The sequence below is a fragment of the Ruegeria sp. AK11 genome (genome assembly GCF_056541095.1).
Genome location: NZ_JBQFXU010000021.1, coordinates 1 through 12421, shown reverse-complemented (window position 1 = coordinate 12421; position 12421 = coordinate 1). Strand labels below are relative to the sequence as shown.

General features: G+C 54.4%; 12 protein-coding genes. 7 read left to right on the top strand and 5 right to left on the bottom strand.

Annotation, left to right across the window (positions count from 1 at the left end; all coding sequences use genetic code 11):
* Positions 1-266 (top strand): hypothetical protein (locus ACR0D9_RS20250; protein ID WP_480540059.1); only part of this gene is annotated, 266 nt, incomplete at its 5' end.
* A 51-nt stretch (positions 267-317) separates the two neighbouring features.
* On the opposite strand, the gene ACR0D9_RS20245 is transcribed toward ACR0D9_RS20250, so the two are convergent.
* From ACR0D9_RS20245 to ACR0D9_RS20235, 3 genes are all read right to left on the bottom strand, one after another.
* Positions 318-1493 (bottom strand): alpha/beta hydrolase, encoded by a 1176-nt coding sequence (locus tag ACR0D9_RS20245; protein WP_480540057.1) that lies wholly within the window; start codon positions 1491-1493, stop codon positions 318-320.
* A 254-nt stretch (positions 1494-1747) separates the two neighbouring features.
* Complete coding sequence (locus ACR0D9_RS20240) at positions 1748-2494, bottom strand: outer membrane protein (protein ID WP_480540055.1); 747 nt, start codon at positions 2492-2494, stop codon at positions 1748-1750.
* A 68-nt stretch (positions 2495-2562) separates the two neighbouring features.
* Positions 2563-3636 carry an AraC family transcriptional regulator gene (locus tag ACR0D9_RS20235; RefSeq protein ID WP_480482922.1) on the bottom strand — a complete coding sequence of 358 codons (1074 nt, stop codon included), beginning with the start codon at positions 3634-3636 and terminating at the stop codon, positions 2563-2565.
* Between the two features lie 479 nt (positions 3637-4115).
* Between ACR0D9_RS20235 and ACR0D9_RS20230 the strand changes: the two genes are divergently transcribed.
* From ACR0D9_RS20230 to ACR0D9_RS20215, 4 genes are all read left to right on the top strand, one after another.
* A complete protein-coding gene (locus ACR0D9_RS20230; protein WP_480482920.1) occupies positions 4116-5171 on the top strand; it encodes a DUF1214 domain-containing protein in 1056 nt (351 codons plus the stop codon).
* Between the two features lie 17 nt (positions 5172-5188).
* On the top strand, positions 5189-6199 hold the full coding sequence (locus ACR0D9_RS20225; RefSeq protein WP_170717655.1) for a DUF1254 domain-containing protein: 1011 nt from the start codon (positions 5189-5191) through the stop codon (positions 6197-6199).
* Positions 6200-6239: 40 nt separating this feature from the next.
* A complete protein-coding gene (locus ACR0D9_RS20220; RefSeq protein ID WP_480482918.1) occupies positions 6240-7028 on the top strand; it encodes a transporter in 789 nt (262 codons plus the stop codon).
* A 160-nt stretch (positions 7029-7188) separates the two neighbouring features.
* Positions 7189-7542, top strand: coding sequence for a phosphate-starvation-inducible PsiE family protein (locus ACR0D9_RS20215; protein ID WP_170738391.1), 354 nt, complete (start codon positions 7189-7191; stop codon positions 7540-7542).
* Between the two features lie 82 nt (positions 7543-7624).
* On the opposite strand, the gene ACR0D9_RS20210 is transcribed toward ACR0D9_RS20215, so the two are convergent.
* Positions 7625-8341 (bottom strand): GNAT family N-acetyltransferase, encoded by a 717-nt coding sequence (locus ACR0D9_RS20210; RefSeq protein WP_480482916.1) that lies wholly within the window; start codon positions 8339-8341, stop codon positions 7625-7627.
* A 117-nt stretch (positions 8342-8458) separates the two neighbouring features.
* A complete protein-coding gene (locus ACR0D9_RS20205) occupies positions 8459-9376 on the bottom strand; it encodes a helix-turn-helix domain-containing protein (RefSeq protein ID WP_480540053.1) in 918 nt (305 codons plus the stop codon).
* Positions 9377-9706: 330 nt separating this feature from the next.
* Here ACR0D9_RS20205 and ACR0D9_RS20200 point away from each other — a divergent pair, with 330 nt between their 5' ends.
* Together ACR0D9_RS20200 and ACR0D9_RS20195 are read left to right on the top strand one after the other, a co-directional pair.
* Positions 9707-11365: a sulfatase-like hydrolase/transferase gene (locus tag ACR0D9_RS20200; protein ID WP_480540052.1), complete on the top strand. Its 1659-nt coding sequence runs from the start codon at positions 9707-9709 to the stop codon at positions 11363-11365.
* Between the two features lie 95 nt (positions 11366-11460).
* Entirely contained in the window at positions 11461-12213 is a 753-nt protein-coding gene (locus ACR0D9_RS20195) for a hypothetical protein (RefSeq protein ID WP_480482910.1), read from the top strand.
* Positions 12214-12421 lie beyond the last annotated feature (208 nt).

Here is a 12421-nt window from a genome sequence, read left to right as displayed (position 1 = left end):
CATCTCCACTCTCTGATGGTTACGATGAGCCTGAAATCCTCCGCTACGCAATCAACCTAGTCTGTTCCATGGGTGCTGATGGCGGACAGTTCCGAAGGTACAACGCAGGTCTGGTTTGGGCCGTCCTTGCCGAGGCGGAAAGGATCTGTCGGTTGGATGCTGCGCTGCCTCCGAGGTCTGCACTGGAGCCCACTTCTACCGATGCTGCGCGTTGCTCGAACGTCAGCTTTGCGTTGAGCATTCTAGGTGCGTTGTCAGGCTCATAGATTAAATCCAGAAACTGGTTCTAATGGTTCTGACCCACTGGAGTCCCAGTACTAGCTGCCATTTCGAAAGCGTTGCAGTGTCTGCGGATAATTCGATGGAAAACTCCAGACAGCTTCGCCCGGAGCACGCACAAGCCCGCGCGCTTGAGGATCTCGGTCTGTAAGCAGAGAAATGAACAGGTCACTGCTGGCCCAGGGCGAAGACCGAAAGTACCAATGCCCGTTTCCTGTATCGGCTGCTTCGGCCTCGGTCACATCGATGATATGTAGGGTTTTCATCTCAGACAGTCGGCGCTGGAACAGAGACCCATTTATTGCTTCATCGGAAACCTGACCCAGACGGTCGCGGCCGAAGACCAACCGTGACATCGCCAGCGCTGAATCGGTCTGCGATTGATAGAGTGTCACACCTATAACGGCATCCAGAAGGCCGTCTTCAATTGATTGCAAGAAATAGCTTCGATCAAGATCGCTGCTGATCAGGATCAACTGCCCCAGCCGCGGCTTTGGCCCAGGCCGCAAAGCAATCTGATAGGCGGCTTCAAATGCGAGCCTTGAGCCTGCGCTGTATCCTATAAGGTGAATGCGCCGGGCGTTGGTGTTTGCCGACAAGTATTCGACAAGAGAACGCAAATTGCGGCGCGTCGCCAATGCAGATTCCTGATCCCGAAAATACGCCAAGCGATTGGGTGTAGCGGGCCAATTGTAGCTGATGAAGGCGCCCTGATAGCCCAGAAAGTGTTGCAACTCTTTGGAGACAAGGGTCGAGTAATCAAAATCGACATTGTAGCCATGGACATAGATGAAAATGTCTTTGTTGCGAGAGGCTGCAAGGTGATCGTCAATCCATTGGGCAAACCGAAGTCCGGCTGCCTTCATCTCCTTTTGCGAAGGTGGATCGTTCATGTAGCGCGTGACACTGAACGGCATGACACCAATCTCTTGTACGTCAGACAAGCTGAGCGTGTAGTCCTTAGCGCGGTCGCGCGTCATGGTAACGTGGCGAAGCTTTTTCAACGTCGCCAATGGGGGGTTGCTTTGCACTTCGGAAATGCCGGTACGCAGAATGTGACCGCGCTCATTGTTGTAATAGGCTTGTGGGTCGCCGGGAACCGCGGGCAGCCGATCTGTAGCGTAGAATAGCTGCGAACGCTGCACGAAATTGTCTTCCGTGATGTCCTTGTAAGGGTCAAAAGCAGCCTCGGCATAGACCGTTGGGGAGGGCATCAGTTCAATTTCGTCATAGATGTTTGGCCCGCAGGCAGCGAGGACACAGAACGAACACACGGTTGCCGCAGGCAAAGCTCTGGCAATCAGTCGCCTCGTCGTTCCTTTTCTGAATTGCCTTTGTCCGACTGTTCGCATCCGGCTGCAATTGTCGGTCCCAAGCATGTCGGCACCGCTGCTCGCGCCTTGGCGCAACTTCGATACTACAGACCTGTTTGTGTTCGGCATGGCCGCCTTTCGCATAATGCCCTTACTCAGAAGCTGTAGGTCACACCCAACACGGGTCCGAATTGTGAGAGCTTGAACCTGCTGTCAACTTCACCTTTGTCGACCATGATGTAGCGATAACCTGCGCGCAAATTCCACTTTGGAGCGATCGCATAACCTACCGTTGCCAAAAACTGTGCGGTTTCGCGATCTGAGCGAAATCCACCATAGTCGGCCAAGGCAACGGCCGACCATCGGTCATTGATCTGATACCGGATACGGGCCGCAATCAGAGGGTCTATCCAATCGTCGCTGGCACTGGAACTTGGTGCCGGGGTGGGGCCGCCGACCAGAGTGATCGTGCTGCTCGTCTCAAACCAGCGAAACCCGCCACCGAGATCGACGGCCAGGTTTTTGTCTTGATAGGCCGTGTAAGCGGCATATCCACTTAAAAACTGCGTCTTCAGACTGGTTTCAGCGCCACTGAACACCGGGCCGGGAGTGTCATTGTCAAAGGACAGGTCTGTGCGCATGTAGTCCGCGATCAGCGACCACCGACCACTTCGCGCTTCAAGTGTACCCATGAATGCCAGATCAAGGTTTTCAACCGCTTCACTGAAGCTGAGTTCCGACTCCAGCGATCCAATGGTTGTCTTGGTGTCCGCCGCGTAGATGTAGAAGCTGCCGGAAAAACTCCAGTCGGAGTCCTGTGCCACTGCTGTTGATCCGCCGGGCAGCATCGTCGCCGCAACCAGAAAACTGCTTGCGATACACCGTATTTTTAAGCACGCCATGGCCCGCTCCCCCCTTTGCCTATCCCGAGTTCGAGGCGCGGCAAAAGATGGGCCGCGCCGTTGTCCTGTTACGTTTCACAATCGCATTCGACCGGGTCGAGTATCGGAACAGATGCCTTAACGCTATTCATTTCACGGGCGCGAAACTCTGACGGTGTTTGACCCGTCCATTTCTTGAAGGCCCGTGTCATGGCCGTCGCGTCAGAGTATCCCAAATGATCAGCGATATCGCCCACCGACAATTCAGACTTGGAAAGCAGATGTTTCGCCTGGTCACATTTGGCTTCGATGACGATGCGCGACAGTGATGTCCCATAGACAGCAAGCCGTCGGTTGAGAACCGCGCCTCGAAAACCGCATGCCTTGGCGAGCGCCGTAGCCGACAAGTCCGTGCGCCTGACCCTTGAGTTGGCAACGCTTTGGATCGAACTCAACAAGTCTGTAGGTACAGGGTTTTTTTCGTCCTGAGTGGTCAACACGTACTCGGTCGCGGTTCGGTTAACCAGTTCAAACAAAAGCCAGGCACTTGGGAAGCGGATGGAATACCCGTCTGAGCCCGCACCTACCGCCCGGATACCGTAGAAGTAAGACGGGAGCAGATCAGGACGGTTCACACGCACAAGAACCTTATTTGCTTCCCAACGCTGACCTGCGGTTTCATGCAGCAACGTAGCCCATCGGCTGATCTGAAACGCATCCATATAGGCGGGCGAACAGCATGGCGTGAACCTGCGTTTGGCGGACAGCACGGCGAACTCTCCAGAGACATCGAGTGTCATGGTGACCGCGTTTGTGTTGTTTCCCGCATGAACGCAAAACCTGGCAATGAAATCGGCCAGCGACTTTGCTACGCGAAAGGCCTGTCCGAATGGGGATGCAACGGTCGGATCTGAAGTTTGACCAACAAGTGCTGGAAAGTCTGGGGATGTCTTTTGTGCGACGGCTTCAAACACGGCATAGACAGTGTCGTGCGGAATGAAACAACTCGGAGCGTTCAATTCCGAGAAGGATAGATCGAATTCCGCTAGGAGACTTTCTACAGATTGACCGGATTCTTGAAACGCAAGCAAAAGCGGCACGATAACCCGCCCGCGTGTAAGCGGCGGTGTTCTGTGTTGAGCATGTGCGTCATGCCCTGTCATCATAGCTCCTTAAGACCCCGCAATTGAAAGGTCGGGCACGTCAAGCATAGACCAGCGCGGCTCTGTGTCCCTGACCTGCGTCAAAGCGGAAGTCACTTTTTGAGGTAAAAAAGTCAGGTGCCCGCTGGTAGGGGCTCAATCGAATTGAACCACGCTACCCGCAGAAAGTGCGCTCTAAGAGATTGACATCACCACACGAATAATAGGACCGCCGTCGGGTCAATATGCAAAGAGAGTTTCTAGTTGTTGGCCGAAACGCTATCGCTACCTGTCATTTTTAACCAGTTTTCGGAAGCGGTCGCTCCAATCTGTCAGGGCATACATTCGAACTTTGTGGTTTGTTGGAGAGAGATGGCCAAGGCTCCAATTGTAGCATTTTAAAAAACAACAAAATGAGAGGCGTGAGAATGCGCTTTTGATCAGGTGCCGGGACCATCAAGCAATGCATTTCTGTAATTGGCTAGTGGAGCGGGCAAACTATGAATCTCACGCACAAACGCTGGAAACTTGCTGCTTTAGCTGTCTTGATTGGAAGCACAGCGACCGCTCAGAGCTTTGATACCACGGTCGATGCACTTGCTGAGACATACGAAGTGCCCATTACCATAAACAACTTTGTTCGGGCTGCTACAGACAATGAACTGAAGACGTACAATGGCCTGGCCGGAGGCGTAAATCAGTTCTTTCACTTCAAAGAACCCACCCCCATCGACAATCAGCCCACCATTCGGATGAATCGCGACACACTCTACAGCGTTGCGGTTATTGATATCAGCCAAGGCGTAACCTTGACTCTGCCCGATGTGGGCGACCGATACATGACGACGATGGTGGTCAATCAGGATCATTTCATCAATGAAGTGTTCGACGGTGGCGGTGTGTTCCAGCTTGACATGGGTACATTCCATACCCCCTACGTACTTGTTTTCATGAGAATACTGGTGGATGCCGAGAGCCCCAAGGATGTTGCGGCGGTCAATGCAATTCAGGACGGGTTCACCATTGATGCTGCCTCCGCAACGCCCTTCGAAATGCCCAATTACGACGCGGAGAGCTTTGAGGCGCTGCGCCAAGCCGCAATTGAGCTGGGCAGGTTCGCCACAGACAGCGTCCGGACTTTTGGTAAGGCAGATCATGTAGACCCATTACGCCATTTCCTTGGCACAGCAGTCGGCTTTGGTGGGCTGCCAGAAGACGAGGCCTTTTATCTTAATATCGAGCCCGGCCTGCCGCTTGGGGAATACAAAATCCAGGTCCCGGCGGATGTGCCAGTGAACGCATTCTGGTCCGTGAGCCTTTATAATGCAGACGGGTTTTTTGAACTCAATTCCCTCGACACGTATGTGGTCAACTCGGTCTCAGGCACCAAGAATGACGATGGCAGTGTGACCGTGCACTTCGGCGGTTGCAACGACGGACGTGTGAACTGTCTCCCGATCATGGATGGCTGGAACTATGCCGTGCGCCTTTATCAGCCGGGCCCAGAGGTCATCGACGGAAGCTGGGTCTTCCCCTCCGTAGAACCCGCAAACTGAACAACAGGATGCTTACGATGAAAAAGCTTCTTCTGACAGTCGCGCTTACACTCCCGACAGGCGTTTGGGCCGAAGACATGGTCGATGTGACCGTCGACACCCTTGTGCGCGCCGAGACAGATCACATGTTTCGGACCAACATGGCCAATCTCGGCCTCGCTGTTGGCGAATTGGGGCATATGCGCGAAGCCACCACACCGGATAACCAGCCCGTCATCCGCATGAACCAGGACACGCTCTACTCCGGCGTTCTGCTGGATTTGAGCGAACCCGTCGAAGTGACACTGCCTAAAGCGGATGGCCGCTATATCTCGATGCATGTCATCAATCAGGACCACTTCATGTATGCCGAGGCAGAGCCCGGCACGTATCAAATCACACAGGAAGACCTTGGTACGCGCTTTGGTTTCATCGCGTTTCGCACATTCGTCGATGTGACTGACCCGGATGATATTGCCGCCGCGCAAGCGGCACAGGATGGAATTGTCGTCAGCGGCGGTGGAACGGGCCCGTTTGACGCGCCCAACTGGAACACCGAACAACTTGCCACTGCGCGTCAGGCGATAAACGATTTATCCTTGCTGGGCACCGATTCAGCCCGCGCCTTTGGCAGAACAAAGGACGAGATTGATCCGGTTCAGTTTCTGGTCGGTGCGTTCTCGGGTTGGGGCGGTCTTCCGCCTGAGGCCGCGATCTATCTGTTGGACGCGGTCGATCAGAATGACGGCGAAACACCGCATGCGGTAACCGTCAAGGATGTGCCGGTTCGGGCGTTCTGGTCGGTGACTGTCTATAACGGTGACGGCTTTCTGGAAGCCAATGATCTGGGCGTAAACAGCTACAACGGTTACACAGCCGAAGCAGCAGAAGACGGCTCGGTCACGTTGCATTTCGGTGGGTGCGACGATGGCCGCGTGAACTGTCTGCCGATCACTTCGGGCTGGAACTATGCGATCCGCCTTTATGAGCCGGAGGATGCAATCCTGAACGGCAATTGGACCTTCCCGAAGTTGGAGCCGATCAACTAGGCCACTCGCCCAACCTGCATTTCAAAAGGAGTACACGGCTATGCGTCGATCCCATACTCTTATGGGGCTGCTTTTTGCAGCCAGTGCCGGAACCACAACCGTTGCAGACGAGGCATCCGATCTGGCCCAGGAACTGGCCAACCCGCTTGCGGCAATCGTCTCGGTTCCGTTTCAATTGAACCAAGATGAAAATCTGGGCGTCTCTGATCAGGGCTCGCGCACCACGCTGAACTTTCAACCAGTCGTGCCCTTTCAACTGAACGATGACCTTAACCTGATCACCCGAACTATCATTCCTTACATCTGGCAGGAAGACGTTGTGCCGGGCACACGCCAGGAGGGGTTCGGAGATATCCTTTTCTCTGCGTGGTTCTCGCCAATCGGAACCGGGGACATAACGTGGGGCGTGGGTCCCGTTGTGCGCTTTCCAACCTTTAGCGACGTATCGAGTGATACATGGGCTGCTGGGATCACCGGCATTGCACTGCGACAGACCGGTCCGTGGACCTATGGTGCGCTGGCCAATCATCTGTGGGATCTAGAAAGCAACCCCGACACCCCCACGAATGTGAGTTTTGTCCAGCCCTTTCTTGCTTATTCCACCGAAGGCGCGTGGACCTATTCGCTGCAAAGCGAAAGCGCCTATGACTGGGAAACTGATGCCTGGGCTGTGCCTATAAACGCTTCGGTCTCCAAGCTGGTCCAATGGGGGGCGCTGCCGGTCAATCTGCAAGCGGGGGCGGGCTATTGGCTCGAAGCGCCCGAAGTGGGTGCCGAAGGCGTTCGCTTGCGTTTGCAGGCTCAGGTCGTCTTGCCCAGAGGGCGCTGACGTTTGGCTGAAGAACTTTTTATGAAACGTCGAAAATAGGGAGGTCTTGATGGCCGATCAGATGCAACGCAATGCGCAAGCGCATGTCGAGCTTGACCCTGACCATTAGGATCTGATTGTCAGAAGCTGCAATCGGCTCATTCGACACGCCGTTCGGGTGATGTCTTTGTTCATGGTCGTTGTGATCGGATTTGCCGTCATCGACGCCGGTTACTCGTTCTACATCAAGCTTGTAAGTCCACCGGCCCTGATTCTTGACGTCAGTGTTCTGTTGGAGGTTTTTGCGGCCGCGCTTGTTGTGCTGATCGCTATCGAGATTTACACGAATGTCACGCTCTACCTGACGGCCGATGTCATACATGTGAAGCTGGTAGTTGCAACTGCCCTGATGGCCGTTGCCAGAAAGGTCATTACACTCGATACGACGGACCTGGAGCCGCTTTATTTCGTTGGGTATTCTGGACTCGGTCTGGCGTTTGGTGTCACGTATTGGTTGCTGTGGCGTGGCAAGTAGATATTTCAAAGGACGCCTGTATCGACGCTGGCATAAGCGAGATCGCCGACATTAGTGTTTTTTTGAAGCCGCAATCGCCTCCTTATTCAGCCAAAGAAGAAACGCTCGAAAATCTTAAAGAAATCCGGAAGCAGACCTTGGCACCTGCCCGGTGAAAGTTCCCTTTGTCCGCGGACTGTGAGTTCCGATACTTGGAGATTTTGCACTTGCAGCGAATGGCGGCTCTGACGAACCGCACCGCAGCATTCGCATCAAATGGCCAACGGCAGGAACGGGCCGAAACAGGGACACGATCACTTTTCTGTGCGCTTCGAAGTAAGAGTTGAAGCGTTTCGTTTTTGTCGTTTTTCCAAACGTTTCCAGTCTGGAAAACTCCTTTTTGTTGTAGAACTCCGTCCTTCATCGCAGGGTTGCTTGTAGTGGCAAAAACACCTTTTCCCTCTGCAGGTTCCAACACGATGTCGACAAGTTTTCGCCCTATGCCGCGCTTCCCATGATCAGGTGAGACAGAAACATAACCCAACTCATACGGATAGTCTTCGTGCGATAGCGAGTGCCCTGCCTTGACGCCGCTTTCAAGACCGGAACGATATTGGTCCGAAGGTATCTTTGAAGCTGCCACACCAATCGCCTGTGCATCAGACTCAGCAAAAAACCAGCTTTGCGCCAGGACGCTGTACTCCCTGACGAACGAAGTGTTCATCAAAAGCAGCACCTGACCGAACCAGTTCAACGAAGATACGGGTTCCTCGTTCTCGGCATGAAAAACACTATCCTTCATCAGTGAAAAAGTGTCCATCAAGCCGGGGGAACTCCAACTCCAAGGCACCGAGGAGAGTAGGCTGACTTACAGCGAAGTAAGTTTGTATTTCTGAATGCCGGTGGCAATTGTTGCTCGAATCCGGATACCGAATTTCTAGTTTGGACCACCCCACGTCTGGGATGGCAGTACGCCAAAAAACAGTCTGTAGTCCCTCGCGAACTGACCCATGTGCCAAAATCCGCACCGGTTGGCAGCGTCAGCTATTTTACCATCGAAAGTCCCTGCAAGAAGGTCCTCTCGAACGCGGTTCAGCCGAAGTCGCATATAGTATGACTTGGGGCCTTGTCCGAACTGCTCCTTGAACGCGCGATCCAGGGTTCGCCAGGACGCCCCGCTTTCTTTGCAAATCTCTTCTATCGAAATTGGTTCTTCAAGATTGGCGAGCATACGGTCGATTGCTCGGTGGAGGGCACGTCGTCTGGTATGCGCCTGACTTCTGTCAAAATGTGCTTCGTTGTCAGTCAGGATGCTCAGGGCCTCAAGCATCAGAGTTTCCTCTGCCTCTTGAGACCATAGCGCATCAGAGTTGCTAAGCAGTTGGGATACGTGGCGCTCCAATTGCGCCAGGCAGACCAACCCTGCTTTGGAACTCAATTTGCGGGCATCCGGTCTGTGGCCATTCAGATGAAACCCACAGGCGTCAGCCAGCTTCTCCAGTCGTTGGGTTTCAAAGGATATGACGTTACCTGTAAATCCGGCCGTCGAAACTCCGTCAAATCCATCGCTGTCTCCAAAAGACAGAAATGCACCATCGGTTACGTCCTTTGCTTGCCATTTGTCGACTGCGCCCTTTGATGGGATGCCAAAGGTCATCCATCCCTTCGGTGAAACACCGCGCTGGTGAACGCGTTGGTTCATCGCGATGTTCAGAGCGGACACCGCGTGTCCTGAGCGCACTGTTATTCTCGTAGACAAACGCCCCGCATCGAGCTGCCGAAAGTCGATCTCCCAGGGTGTAAAGTCACCAATCATGTTGGGATGGTCAAAATTCAGCGCGATTGCGGGTGCCACTCCGTCCGATCCGGGAGGAGGAGCATTCTGCAAATTTGGCGAATTTTTGATGTGGTCCATTCCCAGAGCCTGACAGTTTACCGGTAATCTAGCTAATTCGATAGGCGGGGTGTCAAGTGACTGGGGGGTCCTCAAACGATACAACTATGGGTCGCCCGCGGCTTCCTGAAGCCGATGCGCGGTCAGAACGGGTTGTGACGTTTCTTACGCCACCTGAGCACGAACGCCTTTTGGCATTGGCGCAGAGATCAAAACAATCGCTCTCGGCCACGTGCCACGAACTGATTGTTCAGGCCATGGAATCTGCGAGTACTCAAGGAGGATCAAAGAGTGACTAGTGTTACAAAGAAGACTGGTGTCGCGGCCTGTATGTTTGCAGTGTTGTGCGCCATGCCAGCGGTCGCACAACAAGACGCGATTGTGTACGACGGTGAGTTTGAATTTTTGCGCGCTCAGTTCGGAGAGCAATGGGATGCGCAGGATGTTGAGATTGAAGCGAGGTTGGCAGAAATCCGGGGCGCCAACGGCGGTAAGCCACCGAATTTTCTATACATCCTTATCGATGACATCAGCTTCGGCCAGATGGGCGAGCGAAAGATGAACTACGTGATGGGCATTGAAACCCCGAACATCAATGACTTTGCCAGCGAGGGCATGTCGTTGATGCGGATGTACACTGAGCCCTCATGCACGCCGACGCGAACGGCTATGCTGACCGGACGCCATCCGATCCGGGCCGGGGTAGAGGAAGTAAAGGTTGCTTTGGTGGGTGAAGGTCTGCCGGCGAGTGAAGTGACGTTGCCTGAGATCCTGAAACAGGCGGGGTACAATACCTCCCATGTTGGCAAATGGCATCAGGGCGACATAGAGGAAGCGTATCCACACAATCAGGGCTTCGATTGGGCGGCTTTCCCGCTGCATCAACAGGTTCAGCTGAGCCTGATGACCCGCGAAGCCATGCAGGCCAACAATATGCTAGGATACCATGCATCAGGCCAGAATAATGAGTTCCTGCTGGATGAGCGGTTCAAGCCCTATGGTTTGGTGACCGGTGTCGAAGGTGAGGCAGGTGGGCCCGCCCGCGAGGTCGAAATGGTTGCGGGCGAAGAATGGACGCAGGCCAAGTATGAAGAGATGAATGAACGCTATCAAGCGCAGGCGATTGAACAGCTAGAACGCGTCGCGGCTATGGATGAGCCCTTCTTTCTTCAGTATTGGCCGCTCTACCCGCTGAACTTTGTCTATCCCGATCAGGCGCTTTCGCGAAACGGCGGGTTCCATGCGGACAAGTTGCAGCTTTTGGACAGGTGGATCGGAGACTTGCTGGCAAAGTTGGAAGAAACCGGTGAGGCAGACAATACCATCGTCATGATCATGGCGGATAACGGGTTGATGCACCAATACGAGGGGACGTCGGGGCTGAACCAACTGATCTATCGCGGCGGCAAAACCCAACACCTCGAAGGTGGCGTACGTACGGATGCCTTCATCCGCTGGCCCGGAGTGATCGAAGCAGACAGCGCCGCTGGTGACATCTTTCACGTCTCGGACATCTACACCACGATGGCACGCATCGCTGGCGCAACGGATTTCATTCCGCGTGATCGGGTGATCGACGGGATCGATCAGACCGCCCTGCTGCTTGAAGGTGAGGGCAACGGCCGCCGCGACTACGTGTATGTCTATGAGGGACCGGTTCTGCGTTCAGTCGTCAAGCAAGAGTTCAAAATGCACCTGCCTGCGCCAGGTCAGCCCGGAGCGGCAGCACCCGTCTTCAACATCTACCGCGACCCGCGGGAAGAGAACGCTCTGATCGGAAACGCGCTGTGGTCCGGTGCCTCCTTCCAGGACATGGTCAAGCGCCATCAGAAGATGATCGCCAAGTATCCGAACTCTGAGATCGGCAAGGACGTTCCGTATGGCGGCATAGAAAACCTGCGTCCCGAAAGCGAAGAAGCGCGGCAGGTCTTCATGAGCTGGCAAGAATAAAAGCCCAATGGCGCGCAGAGCCTGTCTGCGCGCCCACCTCGAAGTTGAAGAAAGTGCGTCGCACTGAATAGCCAGCCCATCAACAGGTCAATGTCATGTTTAAAAAAACCACGTCAGCTCAAAGGCAACTCCTGGCCACTCTAAGCGTTGCTTTGTCTTTGGGCTGGGCAACGAATGGAAATGCGCAAGATGCGAGTTGGGATTTCACCGGCTATCTGTATCTCTGGGGCCCGGCGCTGAGCGGAGAAACAACAACCGGTGGCAGCATCGACATCAGCTTCAGCGACATTCTCGACAATCTCGATTTTGCATTGATGGGCGCGGTTGAGGCGCGGCGTGGCAGGTTCTCGATTTTTGCGGACGCCTTGTACCTGGATCTGAGTGATGACCAGGACGCCGCCGTGGGCCCAGGCATTCCAGCCAGCGCGGATGCCGACGTGCGCGGTACGGTATTTTCCGGCTCCGTGGGCTATGATCTTGTCGACAACGCCGACACGCGGGTCGCTGTTCTGGGCGGGTTTCGGGGCATGGATCTCGACACCAGTGCCAGTATCTCCATTGGCTTAGGATCACAGCGAATCTCAGGCGGGATCAACAACTGGGACGCAATAGTCGGCGTCCGTGGGACGACCCGGATCGCAGATCGGTGGGGTCTTTCTTACTACGCGGACATCGGGGCAGGCGAAAGTGATCTGACTGCGCAACTCAGTGCCGCCGTCAATTACCGGATCAACAATTGGGACTTGGTGTTTGGTTACCGGTATCTGACCTGGGATCTCGGTAACTCCCAGGTGCTGTCTGATCTGACTTTTCAGGGACCGTTCATTGGCGCAAGGTTCGGGTTTTGAGCCGACAAATGTCAGACCCCCTCGGCCGGCTCGGAGCAAAGAACATCAAGACGTAAGTCCGACAAAGCAATGGAGAGAGATATGAACCTGATTAGATCAATTGGCGCGACCCTCCTTCTTGTCCGTCATCGAATGATTTGGAACACGAGCGTTTGATTGGCTTAGGAGGATCAGGCTCGCCGCAGTTTCAATCTACGCCGCGTTCTGA

Bases quoted from the DNA above. Each gene is read 5' to 3' on its own strand.
- ACR0D9_RS20245 (WP_480540057.1), bottom strand. From the start codon at position 1,493: ATGCCCTCCCCAACGGTCTATGCCGAGGCTGCTTTTGACCCTTACAAG.
- ACR0D9_RS20240 (WP_480540055.1), bottom strand. From the start codon at position 2,494: ATGGCGTGCTTAAAAATACGGTGTATCGCAAGCAGTTTTCTGGTTGCG.
- ACR0D9_RS20235 (WP_480482922.1), bottom strand. From the start codon at position 3,636: ATGACAGGGCATGACGCACATGCTCAACACAGAACACCGCCGCTTACA.
- ACR0D9_RS20230 (WP_480482920.1), top strand. From the start codon at position 4,116: ATGAATCTCACGCACAAACGCTGGAAACTTGCTGCTTTAGCTGTCTTG.
- ACR0D9_RS20225 (WP_170717655.1), top strand. From the start codon at position 5,189: ATGAAAAAGCTTCTTCTGACAGTCGCGCTTACACTCCCGACAGGCGTT.
- ACR0D9_RS20220 (WP_480482918.1), top strand. From the start codon at position 6,240: ATGCGTCGATCCCATACTCTTATGGGGCTGCTTTTTGCAGCCAGTGCC.
- ACR0D9_RS20215 (WP_170738391.1), top strand. From the start codon at position 7,189: ATGTCTTTGTTCATGGTCGTTGTGATCGGATTTGCCGTCATCGACGCC.
- ACR0D9_RS20210 (WP_480482916.1), bottom strand. From the start codon at position 8,341: ATGGACACTTTTTCACTGATGAAGGATAGTGTTTTTCATGCCGAGAAC.
- ACR0D9_RS20195 (WP_480482910.1), top strand. From the start codon at position 11,461: ATGTTTAAAAAAACCACGTCAGCTCAAAGGCAACTCCTGGCCACTCTA.